Source organism: Allobosea sp., from assembly GCF_048595345.1.
In the GTDB taxonomy this organism is placed as follows: Bacteria; Pseudomonadota; Alphaproteobacteria; order Rhizobiales; family Beijerinckiaceae; genus Allobosea.
The window spans coordinates 39,850-60,942 of the sequence record NZ_JBMDWH010000043.1 but is presented as its reverse complement, the minus strand read 5'-3'; the positions used below and the strand labels follow the sequence as shown (position 1 = coordinate 60,942).

General features: G+C 67.2%; 18 protein-coding genes. 10 read left to right on the top strand and 8 right to left on the bottom strand.

What is annotated here, in order from left to right; genetic code table 11:
- On the bottom strand, positions 1-982 hold a 982-nt coding region (locus ACOJTB_RS05255; protein WP_420101469.1), incomplete at its 3' end, for an ABC transporter substrate-binding protein.
- Between the two features lie 47 nt (positions 983-1,029).
- Positions 1,030-1,908, bottom strand: a complete 879-nt coding sequence (locus ACOJTB_RS05250) for a MurR/RpiR family transcriptional regulator (protein WP_420101467.1) — start codon at positions 1,906-1,908, stop codon at positions 1,030-1,032.
- A gap of 130 nt (positions 1,909-2,038) precedes the next feature.
- On the opposite strand from ACOJTB_RS05250, the gene ACOJTB_RS05245 reads away from it, so the two are divergent.
- Positions 2,039-3,316 carry an NAD(P)/FAD-dependent oxidoreductase gene (locus ACOJTB_RS05245; RefSeq protein WP_420101466.1) on the top strand — a complete coding sequence of 426 codons (1,278 nt, stop codon included), beginning with the start codon at positions 2,039-2,041 and terminating at the stop codon, positions 3,314-3,316.
- Positions 3,317-3,484: 168 nt separating this feature from the next.
- On the opposite strand, the gene ACOJTB_RS05240 is transcribed toward ACOJTB_RS05245, so the two are convergent.
- From ACOJTB_RS05240 to ACOJTB_RS05220, 5 genes are all read right to left on the bottom strand, one after another.
- Positions 3,485-4,156, bottom strand: a complete 672-nt coding sequence (locus tag ACOJTB_RS05240) for an AroM family protein (protein WP_420101465.1) — start codon at positions 4,154-4,156, stop codon at positions 3,485-3,487.
- 55 nt (positions 4,157-4,211) lie between these two features.
- A complete protein-coding gene (locus ACOJTB_RS05235; RefSeq protein ID WP_420101464.1) occupies positions 4,212-5,885 on the bottom strand; it encodes an OPT/YSL family transporter in 1,674 nt (557 codons plus the stop codon).
- 53 nt (positions 5,886-5,938) lie between these two features.
- Positions 5,939-9,778 (bottom strand): hydantoinase B/oxoprolinase family protein, encoded by a 3,840-nt coding sequence (locus tag ACOJTB_RS05230; RefSeq protein ID WP_420101463.1) that lies wholly within the window; start codon positions 9,776-9,778, stop codon positions 5,939-5,941.
- Positions 9,775-10,560 (bottom strand): IclR family transcriptional regulator, encoded by a 786-nt coding sequence (locus ACOJTB_RS05225; protein ID WP_420101462.1) that lies wholly within the window; start codon positions 10,558-10,560, stop codon positions 9,775-9,777. The genes ACOJTB_RS05230 and ACOJTB_RS05225 overlap by 4 nt, the downstream gene beginning before the upstream one ends.
- Positions 10,561-11,015: 455 nt before the next feature.
- Positions 11,016-12,020 carry an alpha/beta fold hydrolase gene (locus ACOJTB_RS05220; protein ID WP_420101461.1) on the bottom strand — a complete coding sequence of 335 codons (1,005 nt, stop codon included), beginning with the start codon at positions 12,018-12,020 and terminating at the stop codon, positions 11,016-11,018.
- Positions 12,021-12,187: 167 nt separating this feature from the next.
- Here ACOJTB_RS05220 and ACOJTB_RS05215 point away from each other — a divergent pair, with 167 nt between their 5' ends.
- The 7 genes from ACOJTB_RS05215 to ACOJTB_RS05185 all read left to right on the top strand — a co-directional run bounded on the left by ACOJTB_RS05215 (position 12,188) and on the right by ACOJTB_RS05185 (position 18,389).
- Entirely contained in the window at positions 12,188-12,637 is a 450-nt protein-coding gene (locus ACOJTB_RS05215; protein ID WP_420101460.1) for a MarR family winged helix-turn-helix transcriptional regulator, read from the top strand.
- A 217-nt stretch (positions 12,638-12,854) separates the two neighbouring features.
- Positions 12,855-13,655, top strand: coding sequence for an aspartate/glutamate racemase family protein (locus ACOJTB_RS05210; protein WP_420101459.1), 801 nt, complete (start codon positions 12,855-12,857; stop codon positions 13,653-13,655).
- A 2-nt stretch (positions 13,656-13,657) separates the two neighbouring features.
- A complete protein-coding gene (locus ACOJTB_RS05205) occupies positions 13,658-14,509 on the top strand; it encodes an ABC transporter substrate-binding protein (protein WP_420101458.1) in 852 nt (283 codons plus the stop codon).
- Between the two features lie 15 nt (positions 14,510-14,524).
- Positions 14,525-15,280 carry an amino acid ABC transporter ATP-binding protein gene (locus ACOJTB_RS05200; RefSeq protein WP_420101470.1) on the top strand — a complete coding sequence of 252 codons (756 nt, stop codon included), beginning with the start codon at positions 14,525-14,527 and terminating at the stop codon, positions 15,278-15,280.
- Between the two features lie 6 nt (positions 15,281-15,286).
- Complete coding sequence (locus ACOJTB_RS05195; RefSeq protein ID WP_420101457.1) at positions 15,287-15,985, top strand: amino acid ABC transporter permease; 699 nt, start codon at positions 15,287-15,289, stop codon at positions 15,983-15,985.
- Complete coding sequence (locus tag ACOJTB_RS05190; protein WP_420101456.1) at positions 15,982-17,517, top strand: amidohydrolase family protein; 1,536 nt, start codon at positions 15,982-15,984, stop codon at positions 17,515-17,517. The genes ACOJTB_RS05195 and ACOJTB_RS05190 overlap by 4 nt, the downstream gene beginning before the upstream one ends.
- The gene (locus ACOJTB_RS05185; RefSeq protein ID WP_420101455.1) at positions 17,511-18,389 is read left to right on the top strand and encodes a polysaccharide deacetylase family protein; all 879 of its coding nucleotides are present in this window, start codon (positions 17,511-17,513) and stop codon (positions 18,387-18,389) included. The genes ACOJTB_RS05190 and ACOJTB_RS05185 overlap by 7 nt, the downstream gene beginning before the upstream one ends.
- A 33-nt stretch (positions 18,390-18,422) precedes the next feature.
- Here ACOJTB_RS05185 and ACOJTB_RS05180 read toward each other — a convergent pair whose 3' ends face one another.
- Complete coding sequence (locus ACOJTB_RS05180) at positions 18,423-19,124, bottom strand: GntR family transcriptional regulator (protein ID WP_420101454.1); 702 nt, start codon at positions 19,122-19,124, stop codon at positions 18,423-18,425.
- Between the two features lie 209 nt (positions 19,125-19,333).
- Between ACOJTB_RS05180 and ACOJTB_RS05175 the strand changes: the two genes are divergently transcribed.
- Both ACOJTB_RS05175 and ACOJTB_RS05170 read left to right on the top strand, forming a co-directional pair.
- Positions 19,334-20,254 carry an ABC transporter permease gene (locus ACOJTB_RS05175; protein WP_420101453.1) on the top strand — a complete coding sequence of 307 codons (921 nt, stop codon included), beginning with the start codon at positions 19,334-19,336 and terminating at the stop codon, positions 20,252-20,254.
- Positions 20,254-21,057: an ABC transporter permease gene (locus tag ACOJTB_RS05170; RefSeq protein ID WP_420101452.1), complete on the top strand. Its 804-nt coding sequence runs from the start codon at positions 20,254-20,256 to the stop codon at positions 21,055-21,057. Before ACOJTB_RS05175 ends, ACOJTB_RS05170 begins: the two co-directional genes overlap by 1 nt.
- Positions 21,058-21,093: the final 36 nt, after the last annotated feature.

The window sequence follows — 21,093 nt, the reverse complement described above, 5'->3', positions numbered from 1 at the left end:
TCGGATCGACCTGCGCCTCCTTCAGCGTGGAGATCAGGAAGGTGTCGGCCACCGCCCCGTTGCCGCCATAGAGACTGGTCAGCACGTCCTTCTGGTTGACGGCGAAGATGGCGCCCTCGCGGACCTTGATGTCGGTGAAGGGCTCGACGCTGGTGTTGACCGGCATGTAGACCACCTCGTTGCCGGGGATGGTCACCAGCTTCACCGCCTTGTCGGCCTGGATGCGCGGCAGGAAGTCGGTCGGGACGTTGACCAGCACGTCGGCGCCGCCGGTCTTGAGTTCGAGATAGGCGGTCGATTCCTCGCCGATCTCGCGGAAGGTCAGCTTCTTGAACTTGGCCGGCCCCTGGTTCTTCGACAGATCAGAAGCCCATTTGTAGTCGTCGTTGCGAACGAGCACGGTCTGCTGGCCGACCGTGAAGGCCTGCATCTTGTACGGCCCCGTGCCGATCGCCTCGGTGACGCCGAACTTGTCGCCCAGCGCCTCGTAGGATTTCGGCTCCGGAATGCACATGAAGGAGCTGGCGAGGTTGAACAGCAGGTTCGGGTCCGGCCGCTTCATGCGGAAACGCACCGTCAGGTCGTCGACGACCTCGACCTTGTCGACCGCCTCGACGGTGAAGGCGTTCTCGGTGCCCTTGAACTGCGGCACCCACCACTCGATCGTCCTGGCGTTGAAAGGCTCGCCATTGTGGAATTTCACGCCGGGCTTCAGCTTGAAGGTCCAGAGCAGGCCGTCCGGGCTCGACTCCCAGGCGCTGGCGAGCTGGCCGTGGAAGCTCTGGTCGGCGTCCTGCACGAGAAGACGGTCATAGATCAGCGTCGTCGCGGTGTTGAGTTTCGTCGCCTTGATCGGGTTGTAGGTCGGCGCACCGACGAGGCGCGCGGTCATCACGAACGTCGCCTCCTGCGCCAGCGCCGTGGTGCTGGCGAGGGCCGCAAGGCCCAGCGCCAAGAGGCTCCCCTTGATCATCGTCTTCATCTCGTATCCCCTCTTGTTCGAGATCGTCCGACCTTGTTGGAATCCCTTCAGCCGGGCGGGCCTGAACCCGCCCCGACATGGCCGGTGAAGCGGCCATAGAGCTCGGCCATCCGGTTCAACCGCTGCTCGACCTGAGGGCCCAGCTCGACGAAAACCGCGTTGATCAGCAGATTGCCGAGATTGGCCATCTGGGCGGTCGAGTCCCAGAAGAGGTTGAACTCGGTGGAGACGACGAGCATCTCGTCGACGAGGCCGCGCCCCCAGTCGCAGAAGGAATCAGTGATCAGCGTCGTCGGAATTCCGGCCGCCCTCGCCTGCTCCGCCAACGCTCGTGCCAGGCGCGAATAGCGTCGCGCCTCGAAGATGACGAGACAGCGGTCCTGCGCGGCAGAAAGCAGCAGTTCGGAGAAATTGCCGGCGGCGAGATCGACCAGATGCACACCGTCCCGCAGGTATTGCAGCTGGTTGGCGAGATATTGCGCGAGCCCGCGCTCGGTCTGAAAGCCAGTGACGTAGACGCTGGAGGCCGTCGCGAGCCGGCGCGCGACGCGCTTCCATTCCTCGCTCTGCGCAAGCTCGTAGACGCGCACGAGACCGGCGATCTCGAGCTGGAGGCTGCGCGCGAGCTGATCGTCGCCGGCGAGGCTGCGCTGCTGGAAGTCGCGCATGCGGTCGCTGATCAGCCAGGGCCGATCGCCGATCTCCTCGGCGAGGCTCGCCTTGAGGTCCTTCAGGCTGCGATAGCCGAGCGTGCGGCAGAACCGTCCGACGGTGGGCTCGCTGACGGCGACCTTCTCGGCGAGGCTCGCTGCCGTCTCGAAGGGCAGGCTCGCCATCTGCGCCAGCATGTAGCTCGCCAGCGCCTTGTCGGCCTTGGAGCCGGTGGCGAGGCAGGCCTGCAATCTGTGGCGTAAAGTCTGCGGCATCGGACCTCCCACGCCCAATGAGGAAAGATTTCTGTCATTGAGTCAATGGAATTTTATTTTCTTGCAAAAGTGATCTCGTGCTGCTGGTTTGGATATGTGCCTCCGGCCAAGAGACAGGCTTGCCTCGACGATGACGACAGCAGAACGAGCCGACACGATGGTGCTCGGCGCCGGCATCGTCGGCGTCAGCATCGCCCTTCATCTGCAGGAGCGTGGGCGCACGGTCGTCCTTGTCGAGCGCGGCGAGCCGGGCGGCGAGACCAGCCATGGCAATGCCGGCCTGATCGAGCGGTCCTCGGTCGTGCCCTATGCCTTCCCGCGCGATCTTCCGACCCTGGCCGCCTTGGCCTCCAATCGCTCGGTCGCGGTGCGATACAGCCCGGCGACGCTGCTGCGGATGGCGCCCTGGCTGGCGCGCTACTGGTGGAACTCGGCTCCGGCGCGGCTCGACCGCCTCGGGCGCGCGATCCTGCCGCTGATCGAGCGCAGCATCGCCGAGCACCAGCGCTGGACACAGGCGGCCGGTACGCAGGCGCTGATGCGCGAAGGCGGGTGGATCGACCTCTATCGCCGCAAGGGCACGTTGGAGCAGGCGCTGCGCTCGGCCAAGGCGCTGGCGTGCCACGGCCTCGCCTACGACGTGCTCGGGCCCGTGGAACTGGCGGCCCGCGAGCCGGGGCTCGTGCAAGGGGCGGCGGAGGGCGCGATCCACTGGCGCGACCCGGTGACGGTCAGCGACCCCGGGGGCGTCACTCGTGCCTATGCGGCGCTGTTCGTCGCGCGAGGGGGCAGACTCCTGCGCGGCGATGCCCTCTCGGCGCAGCAGGATGGGGACGGATGGCGGATCGAGGCTGGCGGGCGCGACTGGCGCACACGCGAAGCCGTGCTCGCGCTCGGACCGTGGTCGAAGGAGTTCTACGAGCGGCTGGGCTACCGGTTTCCGCTGGGCTTCAAGCGCGGCTACCACATGCATTACGAGATCGCGCCGGAGAGCGTGCCCCGCCACCCCATCTGCGATGCGCAGGCCGGCTTCGTGCTGACTCAGATGCAGCGCGGGGTGCGCCTGACCACCGGCATCGAGCTCGCCGACCGTGACGCTCCCTCGGATCCCTGGCAGCTCGACCAGGCCGAGCAAGTGGCGCGGCGCCGTATGCCCGTGGGCCGGCGCCTCGATGCCGAACCCTGGCGCGGCGCCCGTCCCTGCCTTCCGGACATGCTGCCCGTCATTGGACGGGCGCCGCAGCATCCGACGCTCTGGTTCGCCTTCGGCCACGCCCATCACGGTTTTACATTGGGACCGGTTACGGGCCGCGTGCTTGCGGAGGCGATGATCGGCGAGACGACCTTCTGTGACCTAAGGCCATTTAGCGCCGAGCGTTTCTCCCATGGATATCATGCCAACGCTTGATATCCACGAGACCGCCGAGCCATCTTGACCGAGACCAATGATCGACAACGATTTTGCCTCGTCGAGCGAACGTCCGCTGCCCGGCGATGGGCTCAGGTCGGCAAATGGCGCATCGCGGTTCATCCACGCTTTGGGGTTATGGCTGTTTAGCTGGACTGTCTGCTCCGGCTAAACAATTTCCGAAACGATCTTCGCCATCAGGCTGTTGGAAAGGATCGTCGGCACGCCGGCGACCCTGGCGGCCGAGCGATGCCGCTCGACGAAGCCCATGCAGTCCATCAGCAGAATGTCCGCACCCCGCTGCCGAAGATCGACCGCCGCTTCGCCCACGGCGTTGAGATCGTCTCGATAGGGCGAGGCGGCTGCATAGATTGGCGGGGAGTCGAGCCCCGACCATTTGACCGCCTCGCTTTCGATCTGCGCGGGGATCGGCACGATGATGCCGAGCTTGGCGCCGCGGGTCAGCGCCGCGACGGCGGCCGGCAGGAAACGATCCGGCTCCAGCAAACGGGCGGTCTGCGTCTTGAGTCGCTCGAAATGGCCGGTGCACAGCAGCAGAATCGTGGTGCAGCCTTGTGCCTCCAGAGTGTCCAACTTGTCTTGCGCTGCGGCTTCGGTCGAAGCGCGGTCGAGCACCACGGAGGTTCCGTCGAGGAGACGGGACACCAGCTTCGGCTGCTCCCGCACCGGCGCGAAGCGCGCTTCGATTTCGGCGGGCGTGAGCCCGTCGAGGACGCCTGCGTGCACGCGCATGAGGCTGTCGTCCAGATACGCGTCGAGGATCGGCACGATGTCCGGCCGCGGTGCCTGGCCGATGGTCAGCGTTCCGAGCTTGCTCATGGGGCGACCTCGCAGGATGAAGAACCGCCCCTCGTGGACGAGAGGCGGCCTCGCGTCAGCGCTTGAAGACGTTCTTGGAGACGCTGTCGAAGAAGGAGAAGATCGCGTCTCCGGCGATGATGCCGGCCGCGAAGACCTCCATGTCGCCTTCCCCCGTGGCTCCGCGCAGCTTCTCCCAGATCAGGCGGCAGACGATACCGGCCAGCACCGCCCAGCCCGCCATCGGGAAATTGATCAGCAGCCCGGTGGCGAAGAGCACGCCGATCTGCCGCTTCGGACCGCCGAGGAACTGCAGGATCGCGCCGGGGATCGCCCAGAGAAAGAGCTGCCAGGCCACGCCCGGTGCAACGCCGGCCTTGATCGTCGCGGCATAGACCTTGTCGACGGGCGCGACGAGGTTCTGGTCGAAATAGGACTGGTAGGACAGCAGCACCACGAGACCCGCGACGACGAAGGCGAACATCGCGGCGAAGAGCTGCTGGCGGCGGCCGTCCAGTTCGAAGGCCGGGTCGGCGCCGTTCCCGCGCAGCAGATAGCCGGCCTTCAGATCATAGCCCATATCGGCGAAGGCCGGGCCGGTCGCGGCCGAGAAGCCGACAAGCAGCGCCAGCGCCGGCATCGGGAATCCGAGCAGCATGCCGATGATCAGCGTGATGAGCGCCACCGCGAAGGCCGGGAACCAGCCCGAATGCATCGCCGCGAGGCCGACGATCAGCTCGTGCACATAGGCCGCGAAGGCGGCGTAGAGCACGAAAAGCAACAGCATGCCCGGCGACATTTCGCTCATCAGCCCGCCGACGATGGCGATGAACACGGCGATCACAAGATAGCCGATCGTGCCGAGGCCGAGCGCGCGCTTGACCTCGCGGTCGGACACGCCAGCGCTGGCATCGGCTTGACGCTGCGCCTCGTTGCGGCGGAACAGCAGCAGCGCGACCTGGATCAGGGCGACGATGCCGGCGCCGATCATGAAGCCGTGCGGAATATAGGCGGCCATCAGGTCGCCCTTCGGGATGATGCTCGCAAAGGCCGGGCCTCCGAAGATCGGGCCGGAATAGCCGCGCAGCAGAAGCCCGATGCCGAACATACTCAGCGCCCAGATATTGCCGATGAAGGCGACGCCGAAGGCGGACATCGGAATGCCCGTCACCGCCGTCGAGCCGGCGAAGCCGATCCAGGCGAGCGGGATCTTGATGAAGGAGACAGCGACGCCCGTGCCGAAGCCGACGCCCATCAGCACGGCCTTGCGCCCGCCCTCGTCGCCGGCCTTGATCGCCTCGGCGGCGGCGACGCCCGGCGGCCAGGCGCCGGTCGCCGGGAAGACCCGGGAATCGAACATGCGGTAGAGCAGATAGGCGTCGAGCAGCATGGCAAAGAAGGCGCCCGCCAGCATCGGCAGCACGAGATCCGGCCGGCCGAGCAGCCACGGGATGCCGACCGGCAGCAGCAGGCTGTTGGCGGCTCCGAACGTGGCCGAGGAGATTGCGCTCTGGGCCAGGTTCTGCACATGGATCGAGCGGTAGCGCGCGAAGATCGCCAGCGGCACGCGCGCCAGCGCCATCGCGGCGAGCGCGCCGATCAGCGAGGTGTTGGCGGTGATGCCGAGCGACACCAGCAGCTGCATGCCGATGATGGCGCCGAAGACGCAGAGCACGGCGATCAGAACGAGTGTCGCCGGCTCGGACAGGCTGGGGTGCCGCTGCGGCGCCCCGTCGGTGTGTTGTGTCATGCCCTTATCCCCTCATGGCCCTTTCCGGGCCGTTGCCGATTGTGGTCTCGCAATCAGGATGCCGCTTCGGTCTCCCTGGCGTCCTGACCGGCCTGCGTCGCCTGCATGCCGTAATCCTCTCGCGCGGCTTCCGGCGACACGAGGCCGAGCGCCACGTCCCGCTCGATCGCCTCACGCGAGCGTTCTTCCGCCGGGCCAAAGCCGGCGCCGCCGGCCAGCACGAGTTCGACGATCTCCTGCGGCCTGGTGACCTGCACGAGCTCGCCGGTGCCGACGTCCTTGAGAATGCTCCCCTGCTCGTCGATCACCCGACCGGATGCGCCGCCGCCGGCTTTGCCGCCGAACAGGCCTGGGATCGGGTTGTCGACCCCCTCCGGATAGAGCGAGACCAGCGTCGGGAGCCCATCCGGCGCGAGCTTGCGCAGCCTGATGCGCTGGCCGAGACCGCCGCGGTGACGGCCGGCACCGCCGGAATCCGTCAGATAGGTCTTCTCCACGACAAGGACCGGCACGCGCGACTCGAAGGTCTCGATCGAGGTGTTGGCGGCCGAAGTCGGATAGAGCAGGCCCGACTTGCCGTCGCCCTGCGCCGAGCCGCCTTGCCCACCGCCGGTGAAAAGCATGTCCGAATAGGTCGCCCCGTCCGCGTCGCGGCCATAGACGCTCGCGGCGACCGGCAGGCCGGTGAAGGCCTGAACCTGCTTCGGCGCCGCCGCTGACAGAGCGCGGAAGATGTTGGGTGCCAGATACCAGCCGGTGCGCGTGCGCAGATTGACCGCGAGCGGCTTGTCGCAATTCAGGATCGAGCCCTTGGGTGCGTCGATCGTGAAGGCGCGGTAGCAGCCGGCATTGCCGCGGACATTCGGCGTCAGCATGCATTTCAGCGGGTAGGTCGCATGCGCCATCGTGTAGTTCAGCGTGCAGTTCAGCCCGCCCTGGGGCAGCTGCGGCGGGGCGCCGGCGAAGTCGAGGTGGATCGTGTCGTCCTTTACCGTCAGCGCCAGCGGGTAATGCATCGGGGTGCCGAGCGGGTTGTTCGAGACGGTGCCGCGATAGGTGCCGTCCGGCAACGCGCGGATCGCCTCGCGCATCGCCTTTTCCGAACGGCTCTGCACGACATGCGCCAGCGCGCGCAGATCCTGCATGCCGTAATCGCCGAGGAAGGACTGCAGCCGCTCGGCGCCGATCGCATTGGCGGCGACGAAGGAGTGCAGGTCGCCGAGCACCTGCTGGGAATTGCGGACGTTCTCGCCCAGCAGCCGCACCAGCGTCTCGTTGATCCGGCCGGCCTCGTAGAGCTTCATCGGCGGGATCTGGAAGCCTTCCTCGTAGATCTCGCGGGCCCGCAGGCTGTCCTTGGTGCCGCCGATGTCGGAGACATGGCCGACCGTGCCCATCAGGCCGACCACGCGCTCGCCGAGGAAGACCGGTGTGACGACCGCGATGTCGAAGAGATGGCCGGCGCAGAGCCAGGGATCGTTGGTGATCAGCACGTCGCCCGGCTTCAGCGTGTCGGCCGGATAGCGCTCCAGCAGTGCCTTCACCGCACGCGGCAGCGTCAGGTTGAACACCGGCATGGCCCGCGGCGAATGCGCCAGCGTCTCGCCTTCCGGGTCGAGCAGCTCGCAGGCGAAGTCCTGGGACTCCGAGATCACCAGCGAGAAGGCGGTGCGGCAGACGGTCAGCCACATCTCCTCGACGACATTGACCAGCCGGCTCCACATGATCTCGAGCGAGATCGGGTCAGCCTCGATGCGCCGCGCCGCCTCGGCCAGCGGCATGTCGGCGGTGATCGTGGTCTCGGCCGCGTCGGGCTGGGCGACATGGATCACGAGGTTGAGCACCTCGTCGATCGAGACGCGGTCCCCCGGCGGCACGATGGTGGTTGCCTCGCGCTCTTCGATGATCGCGGGGCCCGCGAGGGTGTCGCCGGCGCGCAGGGCATAGCGGTCATAGACCGTCGCCTCGCTCCAGCCGCCCTCGAACCAGGCCTTGCGGGTGCCCTTGACCTTGGCCGCGGCATCGCCGCCGCCGGCCGCTCCGGCGAGCGACAGGGTCGGCACCGGGCCGGCACAGCGGACACGGAAGTTGATCGCCTCCAGCCGTGCGCCCTCGTAGACCGACGTGTAGCGGGCGGAATAGGCCTTGGCGAAAGCGGCCCGGATCACCTCCAGGCTCGTGGCGTCGATCGTCCCGGACGGCAGCGGCACGGCAATGTCATGCATCTGCCCGACCAGCCGCATATCGGCGGACCGTTCGACGGTGACGTCGTCGGCCGCGACGCCGGCCTCCGCCAGATGCCTGCGGCCGTCCTCTTCCAGGCCCTTCAGCAGGGCGTTCACGGCATCGGCATCGAAGCCCTCCGCAAACTCGACCGGCAGGGAGCGGACGAGATCGAACGAGAGCGGTGCGGCAAGGAAGCCGAGCGCGGACGCGGCGCCGGAGGCGGGGGGCACGATGACCTCGCCGACGCCGAGCACGCGCGCGACATCGACGGCATGGGCAGGGCCCGCACCGCCGAAACCGACCATGGCATAACGGCGAGGATCCTTGCCTTTCTCCACCAGATGGACGCGGGCGGCGGCGCCCATGCTTTCGACGACGACTTTGTGGATACCCCAGGCCGCTTCCTCCACCGAAAGCCCAAGCGGCCCGGCCACGCTCGCCACCGCCTTGCGCGCCGCCTCCCGATCGAGCGCCATGCGCCCGCCGAGGAAGAAGCCCGGATCGTAATAGCCCAGCACCAGATTGGCGTCGGTCACCGTCGGCTTCGTGCCGCCCATGCCGTAGCAGGCGGGGCCGGGGTCGGAGCCGGCCGAATGCGGGCCGACCTTGAGCAGGCCGACCTCGTCGATCGCCGCGATCGAGCCGCCGCCGGCCCCGATCTCGATCATGTCGATCACGGGCGCCTTAATCGGCAGGCCGGAGCCCTTGGCGAAGCGGTTGACGCGGCCGGCTTCCAGCATCGGCGCGATTTCGGCGCGGCCATCCTCGATCATGCAGGCCTTGGCGGTGGTGCCGCCCATGTCGAAGGAGATGACATCCTTGTGGCCGGCAAGTTCGCCGAAGAGAGCCGTCGCGAGGCCGCCGCCGGCCGGGCCGCTTTCGAGCAGGCGGATCGGGAAGGTGCGCGCGGTCTCGGGCGAGACCAGACCGCCGGCCGAATGCATCAGCCGGAGCGTGCCGCGGAAGGAGCGGGCTGAAAGCTCGCGCTCCAGCCGCTTGAGGTAACGCCGCATCAGCGGCTGGACATAGGCGTTGGCCGCCGTGGTGACGAAGCGCTGATATTCCCAGATCTCGGCCACGACCTCGCTGGAGAGCGAAACGGTGAGGCTGGGGCACGCCTCGCGGACGAGCCGGCCGGCCTCCTGCTCATGGACGGGATTGCGGTAGCTGTTGAGGAAGCCGATGGCGATCGCCTCGCAGCCGGCGTCGGCGAGCTGGCGGGCCGCCTGGCGCACGGCCTCGGCATCGAGCGCCGTCACCACCTTGCCGTCGCGGTCGATGCGCTCGGGCACCTCAAGGCGCAGATCGCGCGAAACCATCGGCTCCGGGAAGGTCAGGAACAGGTCGTAGATGTCGTAGCGTTGCTCCGTCCCCATTTCGAGGATGTCGCGGAAGCCACGGGTGGTGATGAGGCCGAGCTTGGCGCCCTTGCGCTCGATGACTGCGTTCGTCACGAGCGTGGTTCCGTGGACGATGTCGCCCACATCCGCCAACGTGATCCCGGCCATCTCCACGAGTTCACCGAGCCCTGTCAGCGCCGCCTCGGACGGATCGTGCGGCGTGGTCAGCCGCTTGTGCAGGCGCACGGAACGCTGCTCCGCATCGTAGAGGATGAAATCGGTGAAGGTGCCGCCGATATCGAAGCCGATGCGCCAGCGATTGCTCATGGGGCGGTCTCCGCGAAGTCCAGATGCAAGGGAAAGAAAGAAGTGTCGCCGGTCAGGGCCGCGATCTCCGCGGCGCCCTCCGACAGCGCGGCGATGATGGCGAGCCGTTCCTTGGGCTCGACCAGTGTCGCGGGGATCGTGACGCACAGCGCGACCTCGTCGCCCGTCGCCGGGTCGCCGACCGCGACCGAGATGGCGTGCACGCCGCGCACCGCCTCGTCGTGCGATTCTGCGAAGCCGCTGGCACGAATGGCAGCGAGCCGTGCGAGCAGCGCCTCCAGATCCTGCGGCGCCGTCTCCGAAGGGGCGGAAAGCCCCTGCGGGTAGAGCCGCCGGACTTCATCGTCATGGAGCCGCGCAAGCAGGGCACGGCCTGTGCTGGAGGCGAAGGCCGGAAGGCGGTCGCCGATCGCCGTGACCACGCGCAAGGCGTGCCGGCCCGGATGAGCGGTCACGCCGATGACCTGCGCATCGCGCCGCACGCTGATGTACCCGGTATGGCCGATCCGATCCGAAATCGCACCGACCACGGCATCGGCCCGATCGATCAGCGAGGCGGCGAAGCGATAGAGCTGCCCGACCTGGTTCAGCAGCAGCGACGGCCTGTAGCGCTTGCTCTCGCCGACCGTCTCCAAAAGCCCCTCATCGCGCATGGCCCGCAGCAGCCGGGAGGCATTGCTCTTGGGCATGCCGAGCAGCGTCACGAGATCGGTCACCGTCACATCGTGGCGCGTGCTGGAGAAGCAGCGAAGCACATCGGCAGCCGACGATAAAATGGACATGCGCAGCGAGTTCCAAAAAATGGAACAAAGGTTCCATTAAATGGATCTTGTTTCGGACAAGGCGGTTCGTCAAGGCCTTTGCTGGCGCCGGAGCGGAGAGATTGCTGACGGACAACTTGCCAGGGAGTTTGACGCGATTGTCGACCACTGGTCGCCGCGGGGATCGCCGATGGGAACGGGCAATACGTTGAGATCGCCGACGTCTCAGGCGGGTTCGTGGGGCACGCTCACGCTGAGGAAGACGAATTCTTTCTCGTGCACAGGGGCACCCTCGTCCTGCGATTCCGCGACGGCTCCGAGGTGACCCTGAACGCGGCAAGTTCATCGTCGTTCGCGAAGGGCTTCGTGACGTAGTCGGCGGCGCCGAGCTCGAGCCCTGAATCGCTGACCGACGCTGAGGCGAGCCGCGAGGGCGCATCGCGCCCCCGCCTCCATGCGTGCAGGGTTGGGGCTCCTCAGGCCTTGAGGAAGGCGAGCATGTCCTGGTTGAGGCGGTCCTTGTGGGTCTCGGAGAGGCCGTGCGGGGCGCCCTCATAGACCTTCAGAACAGCGTTCGGCACCAGCCGCTTGACGGCGCGTGCGGTCGTCTCGATCGGGACGATCTGGTCGTCGTCGCCATGGACGATCAGCGTCGGCCGGTCGATCTTCTTCAGATCGGCGACGAAATCGGTCTCCGAGAACGCCTTGATCGAGTCATAGGTGTTCTTGAAGCCGGCCTGCATGCCCTGCGCATACCAGGCCTCGATCGCGCCCTGGCTCGCCTTGGCGCCGGGGCGGTTGTAGCCGAAGAACGGGCCCGACGCGATGTCGCGGAAGAGCTGACCGCGGTCGGCGAGGAAGCCCTTGCGGATGCCGTCGAAGACCTCCATCGGCACGCCGTCCGGGTTCGAGGGCTTGCGCAGCATGATCGGCGTCACCGCGGCGATGAAGCCGACCCGCGCGACCCGGCCGGTACCGTGGCGGCCGACATAGCGCGCCACCTCGCCGCCGCCGGTCGAGAAGCCGAAGGCCGACACGTTCTTCAGATCGAGCGCCTCGATCACCTCCGCCAGATCATCGGCATAGTGGTCCATGTCGTTGCCGTCCCAGACCTGGCTGGAGCGGCCATGGCCGCGGCGATCATGGCTGACGACCCGGAACCCGTTGCTGGCGAGGAAGAAGGCCTGGTTCTCCCAGCTATCGGAGGAGAGCGGCCAGCCATGGCTCAGCGTCACGACCGGACCATCCTTGGGACCCCAGTCCTTGAAATAGAGCCGCACACCTTCGCGGGTGATGACATGGTCGCCGTCGACGACCGGCTTGGCCCGGCGAGCCGGCGTCTTCGTGGCGGGGCGCGCCTGGGCCGTGGCTTCGCCGGCAGGCACTGACGCGGCGGTGGCGGTGACGGCAGCCGCGGCGATGCCGGTGAGCAGGTCGCGGCGGGCGGGAGCGTTGGCGGCGGTTTCGTTGGCGTTCGACATGATCTCGTCTCCTTCTGGTTTGGTGGACCGGCGGAGGGCCGTCGGCCGATCTTCAATCGCTTACGATTAGATCGTGAGCGATTGATTAGATGGACATCGTATCGCTGTCAATCCCTTGCGATTGGATCGTGCGCGATTATTCTAGGGCTCGTACCGAGGAGATGCCGATGATCGCCCCTTCCGCAGCAGACCAGCACGACGTGAAGCTCGACGACCTCCTGTGCTTTGCGGTCTATTCGGCCAGCCACGCCTTCAACCGGCTCTACAAGCCGCTGCTCGACGAACTCGGCCTGACCTATCCGCAATATCTGGTCATGGTGACGCTGTGGGAGCGCGACGACCGCACCGTGGGCGAGATCGGCGAGCGGCTCTTCCTGGAGTCGAATACGCTGACGCCGCTGCTGAAGCGCATGGAGGCGGCAGGACTGGTCTCTCGCAGCCGCGACCCGGCCGACGAGCGCCAGGTGCGCCTGCAGCTGACGCACGAAGGCCGTGCCCTGATCGACAAGGCACGCCAAGTCCCGCCCTGCGTGCTCGACGCGACCAGCCTCTCCGGCGAGGAAGCCCGCCGCCTGACCGACCAGATCGCCGCCCTGCGGACCTCGCTGTCGCGCTAGACGCTCGGCTTCGGTCCTCAAGCCGCCAGGGTCTGCCCCCCGTGATCAGGGCGCGCCTGCCCTCGAGCGAGATGAAGCCGGTCATCACGCGATCTCCAGACGTGCGATCGCGTCGTTCCACTACTGCCCCATCATCATCTGGCTAAAAGATCATCGTCGCGCGACTGATATTTGTGCGCATCGCGTCTTCATATTGTCGACAATATCGGCAAAGATCATGAACATGATTGTCGTGCCGAAATTGCTCGTCGTGAACCCGAACACGACCGCCGCCGTGACGGAACGTTTCGCGATGGAGGCGCGCCGGATCGCTGGCGATCGCGCGGTCATCGAGGCGGTGACGGGCTGTTTCGGCGCCGGCATCGTCACCACCCGTGCCGAGGCCGTCGTCGCGGCTCACAGTGCCCTGGAACTGCTGGCGCGCCATGGCGCCGGCTTCGACGCCGCGATCCTGGCGATCTCCTTCGACAGCGGCCTCGCCGCGGCACGCGATGTGATGCCGATTCCCGTCATCGGCATCACCGGTGCTGCGATGACGGCCGCGATCGAGCACTCTCAGCGCATCGGACTGGTGATCTTCGGGGCGGAAAGTCTCCCGCTCTACAGGGACTTGCTGCAGAGCCTGCGGCTGGAAGACCGCATCACCGGCATCGAGGTGATCGAAATCGCCTCGGCCGGGGCCTATCTCGACCAGGCCTCGCGGGACGCCCAGGTGTTCGAAGCGATAACCGGGCTGGCCTCCGCAGGTGCGGGCGCGGTGGTGATCTGCGGCGCGGCCGTCGTCGGCATCGCGGACCGTCTGCGCACGGAAGCGCCGCTTCCCGTCTTCGACGGGGCCGCTCCTGCCGTCGAGGCGGCCATCGCCGCAGCGCTGGCGACATCGTTCTCGCGACGGGCCCCCGCAACGCTGTCTCGCTCGATCGGCCTCGATCCCCATCTGGCCGCGCTCATCGAAGGGCGCTGGCCGTCCGCCCCGGCTGATTCCCCCATGCCGACATCCCGCTCCGGAAAGGAATGACCATGCCGATCCAGCCTCTTTACCGCCTTGCCGCCGCCTCCCGCGCCGTCTCGCTGGCTCTTGCGCTTGTCGCGGCAGGAACGGTCGCCGCCCGGGCCGACGCGCTGTCGGACGCCAAGGCGCGCGGCAAGCTGCTCGTCGGCGTGGAGGCCGGGGGCACCGGAGCAGTGCTCTCCCAGACGCCTGACGGCAAGATCATAGGCCAGGATGCCGAACTCAACGCCTATATCGCCAAGAAGCTGGGCCTGCAGCTCGAAATGGTGCCGACCGCCTGGCCGGGCATCATCCCGGCGCTGCTGTCGGGCCGGTTCGACATGATCCTGAGCGGCATGACTGCGACCGGCGCCCGAGCCGAGCGAGTGAATTTCTCCATTCCCTATGGCGACGCCTCGCTGGTCGCGGCGACGACGGCCCGCAACACCAAGCTCAACAGCGTCGCCGACCTGCCCGGCCGCACTATCGGCGTGCTGCTCGGCACCAACACGGTCGACTTCGCCAGGAAATACAGCGCCGCCCTGACCGCCGCCGGCAAGCCGGGGATGACGATCAAGACCTATGACGACATCCCGACGATGGTCACCGACATGGTCAACGGCAATATCGACGGCCTGATGCTGCCGCATCCGATCATCGGCGGCTATGCGGCGCAGCAGCCCGGCAAATTCCGGATCATCGAAGGGCTCGGCGACAAGTCGTTCTTCGCGGTGGCGGTCCGCAAGGAGGACACCAGCCTCCTCGACGCCGTCAACGCCGCGCTGGCCGATGCCAGGAAGGACGGGACGCTCGCCGCGCTCCAGACCAAATGGCTGGGCGCGCCGGTGACCGATCTGCCCGATGTCGCGATCAAGCCCTGAGCCCGCGCCATGGCGATGATCGCGATCGAGGGCCTGACCAAACGGTTCGGCGAACTGGAGATCCTGAAGGGCGTCGATCTCAGCGTCGAGGAAAAGGAAGTCGTCGCCATCATCGGCCCGAGCGGCTCGGGGAAGAGCACCGTGCTGCGCTGTCTGAACTTCCTCGAGGCCCCGACGACCGGCGACATCTTCATCGACGGGCGCCGGCTCGGGTATCGGGAGGACGTCTCGCGCGGGCGCCGGCGACTGCCGGAAGCAGAGCTCAACCGCCAGCGCGCCGAGATCGGCATGGTCTTCCAGCAATTCAATCTCTGGCCGCACAGGACGGTGCTGGAGAACATCATCGAGGCGCCGATGCTGGTCCGGCGGCTTCCCCGCGCCGCCGCCATCGAGACCGCACGCCGGCTGCTGGAGCGCGTCGGTCTGCTCGCCAAGCAGGACGCCTCCCCGACGACGCTCTCCGGCGGGCAGCAGCAGCGGGTCGCGATCGCCCGCTCGCTGGCGATGAACCCGAAGATCATGCTGCTCGACGAGGTGACCTCCGCACTGGATCCCGAGACGGTGCGCGAGGTGCTCGACGTCATCAAGTCTCTCGCCGAGGAGGGGATGACGATGGTGCTGGTCACGCATGAGATGGCCTTCGCCCGCGAGGTCGCGCACCGGATCGTCTTCATGGACGAAGGCCAGATCCTCGAAATCGCGCCGCCCGACCGCTTCTTCGCCGCGCCCTCGCATCCGCGCGCCCGCGCCTTCCTCGAAAAGGTCCTGTGAGGACAGATGACCCGCTTCGACCTCTCGATCATCCTCGAATGGCTGCCGGCTTTGCTGCAGGGGCTGGGCGTCACCGTGCTGTTCACGATCGGCGGGCTGACGCTCGGGCTGGTGATCGGCCTCGTCTTCGCCGTGTGCTCGCTGTCGCGCAATGCGCTGCTGGGCTGGCTCGCCCGCATCTATATCGACGCGGTCCGCGGCACGCCGCTGCTGCTGCAACTCTTCATCCTGTATTACGGCCTTCCGGCCGTCGGTCTGAAGCTCAGCGCGCCCACAGCCGGCATCCTGGGTCTCGGCATCAATGCCGGCGCCTATCTGGCCGAAATCTTCAGGGCGGGCATCGAGGCGGTGCCGCGGCCGCATGTCCAGGCGGCGCGCTCGCTGGGCATGAGCGCTCGCCAGACCTTCTGGCGGATCGAACTGCCCCAGGCGGTGGCGCTGGTGCTTCCGCCCATGGCCAACGAGATGATCAGCCTGGTGAAATCGACCTCGCTGATCTCGACGATCGCGATCGACGAATTGCTGCGCTCGGGCCAGATCGCCGTCTCAGTCACCTTCGCGCCGCTGGAGATCTATCTGGTCGTCGCGATCCTTTATCTGATCGTCAATCTGCTGCTCGCCGCGCTCGTTCGCTGGCTGGAACATCGCTCGGGCTCCGCCCGTCGCTCCGAGCTCAAGCGCACCTTGCAGGAGGTCGGCGTATGATCGCGGCGCCCCAGCCCATCCTCTTCCGCGGGGTGAGCGTCTACGATCCTGCAGCCGAGGGCGCCGTTGCAGGACCGGTCGACGTCCTCGTGAGGGACCGGCGCATCGCGGCGGTCGGCCCGACGATCGCGGCGCCGGCCGAGGCCCGGATCGTCGACGGCACGGGCCGCCTGCTGATGCCGGGCCTCGTCAACGCGCATTTCCACTCCTCGGTGAACCACATGAAGGGCCGGCTGCCCGGCCTGCCGCTCGAAATCTTCATGCTCTACGAGTCGCCGGCGCTCGAGGTGCTCGCCCCGACGCCGCGCGAGGCCTATCTGCGCACGCTGCTCGGTGCGATCGAGATGCTGAAGACCGGCACGACCGCGGTCCAGGATGATTGTTTCCTGGTCCCGCGGCCGACGCCCGAGATCATCGACGCGGTCTGCCAGGCCTATGCCGATGCCGGGATCAGGGCGACGGTCGCGCTCGACGAGCCGGAGGTCGCCGAGCTTCGCAAGCTGCCTTTCCTCAGCGACATCGTGCCCGAGGATATCGGCAAGATCCTGTCGCGCCCGCCGGCCCTGCAGGGTCCCGACCTTCTGAAGCTCTACGACCACCTCATCACGCGCTGGCACGGCGCAATGGACGGGCGGATCAGGGCCGCCCTCTCCTGCTCGGCGCCGCAGCGGGTGACGCCGGCGTATTTTCATGCCCTCGACGAGCTCAGCCGCGAGCACGGCCTGCCGCTCTACGCCCATATGCTGGAAACCAAGCTGCAGCGGGTCTTCGGCCATGAGCGCCTCGGCGGCCGCTCGCTGGTCCGCTACGTCCACGATCTCGGCCTGCTGAGCGATCGGCTCAACGTCATTCACGCCATCTGGGTCGATAACGACGATCTCGATCTGCTGGCGGCGTCGGGCGCGGTCGTAGCCCATAATCCCGTCAGCAATCTCAGGCTCGGCAGCGGGGTCATGCCGTTCCGGGCCATGCGTGATCGCGGCATTCCGATCTGCCTCGGCGTCGACGAGGCCATCACCGACGACGCCGTCAATATGTGGTCGGTGATCAAGACGGCCGGCATGATCCACAACCTGACGGGCAGCGACTACAGGCGCTGGCCGCAGGCGAAGGAGATCCTCGACTGCGCGATCGGCGGCGGGGCGCGAGCAATGGGGCTGTCGGGCGAATTGGGGGCGATCGCCCCAGGGCAGCTGGCCGATCTGATCCTGCTCGACCTCGAAACCCCGGCCTTCACGCCGCTCAACGACGTCAGCCGCCAGCTCGTCCATTGCGAGAATGGCCATTCTGTCCGCATGACGATCGTCGCGGGAGCCATCGTCGCCGAGAATGGCGTCGTCACCTCCGTCAATGAGACCGCGATCCTGGCCGAGGCGCGAGAGGTCTTCGCCGGCCGCCGCGCCGCGCTCGAAGCCGCAGCGCGCGAGATGGACCGCTTCCTCCCCTATTACGACGCGATGTACGAGCGCGCCGCCGCGGTCGATGTCGGCCTGATGCGGCGGCTCGACGAGCCGAGGGCCCGAACATGCTGAGACAGCCCTGGTACGACGATTCCGCGATCGTCGCCCGGCCGCGCTCGGCCTGGCCCGGCGGGCGGCGCCTCGCCGTCTATGTCGCACTCGGCGTCGAGGAATATTCCTTCGGCGAGGGTCTCACCGAGGATCTGCTGCCCGGCGCCCCGAAGCCCGATCTGGTCAACACCGCCTGGCGCGATTACGGCAATCGGGTGGGGGGCTTCCGGCTCATCGACCGCCTGGGCGGGATGGGCATCCGCCCGACGCTCCTGCTGAATACCGGCGTTTACCAGACCGCGCCGGCGATGACCGACCATGCCCGCAAGGCCGGCGCCGAGATCGTCGCGCATGGCATCGTCAATTCCGACACGCTGGCGACGCTCGGTTGCGACGACGAACTCGCTTATCTGAACCGCGTGCGCGCCGACATCATCGCCCATGAGGGGTGTGCTCCCGGCGGCTGGTCCAGCCCCTGGCTCGCGCACAGCCCGACGACGCTCGCCAATCTCCGCCGCGCCGGCTTCGGATACCTGCTCGACCTGCGGATGGACGACCAGCCGGTCTGGCTGCGGACCGAAGCCGGCCCGCTACTCTCGATTCCCTATGCCGCCGAGATCAACGACAGCTCGACCATCATCGGCCGGAATGCCTCCGCGGCCGATTTCGCCGATATGATCGTGGACGAATTCGAGGAGCTGCTCGCCGCCTCCCGCGACCAGGCGCTGGTGATGAGCATCGTGGTCCACTCCTTCATCTCGGGGCAGCCCTTCCGCCTGCGCAGCCTCACCCGCGCGCTGCAGCACCTCGTCTCCCGCAGCGAGGATGTCTGGTTCTGCACGCCGGGCGAGATCGCCGCCGCAAGCCTGGCCGATCCGTCGCTCGTCGCCTGAAGCCGGGCGACGAGAGCCCGGCCGGACCTCCTATCAGCCCTTGCCCGGCGCGAACAGCGTTCCAAGGTCGACCACCTTGCGGCTGTTGCGATCGAGGTCGAGGCGGTCTTCGACATTGCCGAGATGCTCGTCCATCAGCTTGACGGCCCGTTCGGGATCCGCCGAGGACAGGGCCTCGAGGATGAGGCTGTGCTCGTGATGCGAGCAGCTCGGCTGCCCTGGCCGCTCATAGACCAGGATGACGAGCGCCTCCCGGGTGATCAGCTCGCGCAGGAAGCGCAGCAGGATCGAATTGCCGGCGATCTCCGCCAGGATCAGATGGAACTCGCCCGAGAGCCGTACCATCTCGCGCCAATTCCGCGCCGCCTCGGCCTCGACTTCGAGCGCGATATGGCGCTTGAGCGAGGCAACGTCGCGCTTCGTCAGCCGGCCGGCCAGCAGCCTCGCGATCGTGGCCTCGATTCCGCGCCGCGCGGCGAAGATTTCGCGCGCTTCCTGCGGCGTCGGCTGGAAAACGGAAGCCCCCTTGTTGGGCTCGATCGTGACGAGGCCGGCATGGGCGAGCCGCGAGAACACCTTGCGGATGCGCGCGCGGCTGACGCCGAAGATCTGGCGCATCTCGTCCTCGCGCAGGCGCGTGCCCGGCGGGAGTTCCTGCGCAGCGATGGCGTCGTGGATCCGGGCATAGATGACGTCGTCCCCGGCCTCGTCCCGCTCGTCGTCCTGGTCGCTCATCGGTGTTCAGTCCGTCCCGTCTGCGCGTCGCAGATGAATCATGCTTTGCCTAAGGGTGCAAAGCGCAATTGTCGAGCGACTGCCTGTTTTTGTATCGCTGAATGCCAACATTTGGAGCGACAGCAGCATTGTTTTGTCGACAATCATATTGTTGATTATCGACATGAATGGTGCGGCATGCCCGCGATCCTTGTCTCCGAGGGAAGCCCATGGCGATCAGCACGCCTCTGGAGCCGCGCTCACCGGCCCGCCGGGAAGGCCGACAGGCACGCGGCTGGCTGCCGGCCCTCGCGCTGCTCGGCCCCGCCATTCTGTTCTTCCTGCTCGTCTTCGTCCTGCCCGTCGGGCTCATGCTGCGATTCAGCTTCCTCAAGCAGTTGCCGGACGGCAGCCTGACGACCTTGCCGACACTGGCAAACTATATCCGCCTCGCCACCGTCGATCTCTATCGCGGCGTGCTGCTGACCACGCTGCGGATCAGTCTGCTGACCACGATCGGCGCGGTGCTGCTGGCCTATCCGCTGGCCCTGGTGATCGCGCGGGGGCCGGCCATCCTGGGGCGCATCATCACGATGCTGGTGATCGCGCCTCTGCTCGTGAATGTCGTGGTGCGCGCCTATGGCTGGCGCGTCATCCTGGCCAATGGGCCGGGCGGCGTGCTCAACTGGCTTCTGTCCTTTCTCGGCCTCGGCCCTGTCGAACTGCTCTACAGCGACTGGGCGGTGGTGATCGGCTCCGTCCAGGTCTTCCTGCCGATGATGGTGCTGCCGCTCGCCGCCGCGATCGGCCGGATCGACCCCGCCGTCGAGGACGCCGCGCGTACGTTGGGCGGCGATAGCCTCGCCGTCTTCCGCTGGGTCACGCTTCCGCTCAGCCTTCCGGGGCTCGGCGCCGGCTGCACGCTCGTCTTCTCTCTGACCGCGAGCTCCTTCATCCTGCCCTCGCTGCTGGGTGGAAGCTTCACGAAGATGCTGGGCACGCTGGTCGAGGAGCAGATCCTCACCGTGTTCGACTGGCCCTTCGGTGCGGCGATCGCGACCGTGATGGTCGTGATCGTGATGGCGATCAACCTCGGCTACATGGCCCTGATCGAGCGCCGCGTCCCAACCCGCGCGAAGGGGGCCGCGTGATGTCCGAGACCGGGCTGGGCCGCGCCGCGCCCCTGATCTACGCGCTGACGGCCGTCATCATGGTCTTCCTGATGCTGCCGCTGGTCCTGCCGATCGTGCTGTCGGTGTCCGACACGCCCTTCGTCACCTTCCCGCCGCAGGGCTTCACGCTGGAATGGTATGCGAAGGTGCTGGACGAGCCCGACTTCACCTCGTCCTTCCGGTTCAGCGTGATGCTCAGCGCCTCCGCCGCGCTCGGCGCCGTGCTGCTGGGCACGCCGACGGCGGTCGGGCTGGTGCGCCTCTCCTTTCCGGGCAAGGCGCTGGTGCAGGGGCTCGTGCTCGCGCCGCTGATCTTCCCGACGCTGGTCACCGGCATCGCGCTCCTGCGGCTGTTCACCTCGCTCGGCTCGCAGAACGCCTTTCTCAACCTCCTGATCGGGCATGTGCTGGTCACGACGCCCTATGTGGTGAGAACCGTCTCGGCCAGCCTCGTCACGGTCGATCCAGCCATCGAGGAAGCGGCACGGACGCTCGGCGCCGGCCGGCTGACCGCCTTCTGGCGCATCACGCGGCCGCAGATCATGCCCGGGCTGATCGCCGGGGCGCTCTTCGCCTTCGTCACCTCCTTCGACAACTACGCGGTCTCGATGTGGCTGTTCGACGCCGGCCATGTGCCGCTCCCGATGATGATGATCTCGCTGATCAGCCGGATGTTCGACCCCGGCATCGCCGCCATCGCCGCGCTGATGATCTTCTTCTCTCTCCTGATGGTGCTGCTGCTGGAAAAGATCGCCGGCCTGCGCCGCGCCATGAGCTTCTGACGACGCCTTCCGCCGACCTCCGCCGCTTCCCGCCCC

Bases quoted from the DNA above. Each gene is read 5' to 3' on its own strand.
- ACOJTB_RS05250 (WP_420101467.1), bottom strand. From the start codon at position 1,908: ATGCCGCAGACTTTACGCCACAGATTGCAGGCCTGCCTCGCCACCGGC.
- ACOJTB_RS05195 (WP_420101457.1), top strand. From the start codon at position 15,287: ATGACCCGCTTCGACCTCTCGATCATCCTCGAATGGCTGCCGGCTTTG.
- ACOJTB_RS05245 (WP_420101466.1), top strand. From the start codon at position 2,039: ATGACGACAGCAGAACGAGCCGACACGATGGTGCTCGGCGCCGGCATC.
- ACOJTB_RS05240 (WP_420101465.1), bottom strand. From the start codon at position 4,156: ATGAGCAAGCTCGGAACGCTGACCATCGGCCAGGCACCGCGGCCGGAC.
- ACOJTB_RS05235 (WP_420101464.1), bottom strand. From the start codon at position 5,885: ATGACACAACACACCGACGGGGCGCCGCAGCGGCACCCCAGCCTGTCC.
- ACOJTB_RS05180 (WP_420101454.1), bottom strand. From the start codon at position 19,124: ATGAGCGACCAGGACGACGAGCGGGACGAGGCCGGGGACGACGTCATC.
- ACOJTB_RS05200 (WP_420101470.1), top strand. From the start codon at position 14,525: ATGATCGCGATCGAGGGCCTGACCAAACGGTTCGGCGAACTGGAGATC.
- ACOJTB_RS05190 (WP_420101456.1), top strand. From the start codon at position 15,982: ATGATCGCGGCGCCCCAGCCCATCCTCTTCCGCGGGGTGAGCGTCTAC.
- ACOJTB_RS05215 (WP_420101460.1), top strand. From the start codon at position 12,188: ATGATCGCCCCTTCCGCAGCAGACCAGCACGACGTGAAGCTCGACGAC.
- ACOJTB_RS05225 (WP_420101462.1), bottom strand. From the start codon at position 10,560: ATGTCCATTTTATCGTCGGCTGCCGATGTGCTTCGCTGCTTCTCCAGC.
- ACOJTB_RS05185 (WP_420101455.1), top strand. From the start codon at position 17,511: ATGCTGAGACAGCCCTGGTACGACGATTCCGCGATCGTCGCCCGGCCG.
- ACOJTB_RS05175 (WP_420101453.1), top strand. From the start codon at position 19,334: ATGGCGATCAGCACGCCTCTGGAGCCGCGCTCACCGGCCCGCCGGGAA.
- ACOJTB_RS05210 (WP_420101459.1), top strand. From the start codon at position 12,855: ATGAACATGATTGTCGTGCCGAAATTGCTCGTCGTGAACCCGAACACG.
- ACOJTB_RS05230 (WP_420101463.1), bottom strand. From the start codon at position 9,778: ATGAGCAATCGCTGGCGCATCGGCTTCGATATCGGCGGCACCTTCACC.
- ACOJTB_RS05220 (WP_420101461.1), bottom strand. From the start codon at position 12,020: ATGTCGAACGCCAACGAAACCGCCGCCAACGCTCCCGCCCGCCGCGAC.
- ACOJTB_RS05205 (WP_420101458.1), top strand. From the start codon at position 13,658: ATGCCGATCCAGCCTCTTTACCGCCTTGCCGCCGCCTCCCGCGCCGTC.
- ACOJTB_RS05170 (WP_420101452.1), top strand. From the start codon at position 20,254: ATGTCCGAGACCGGGCTGGGCCGCGCCGCGCCCCTGATCTACGCGCTG.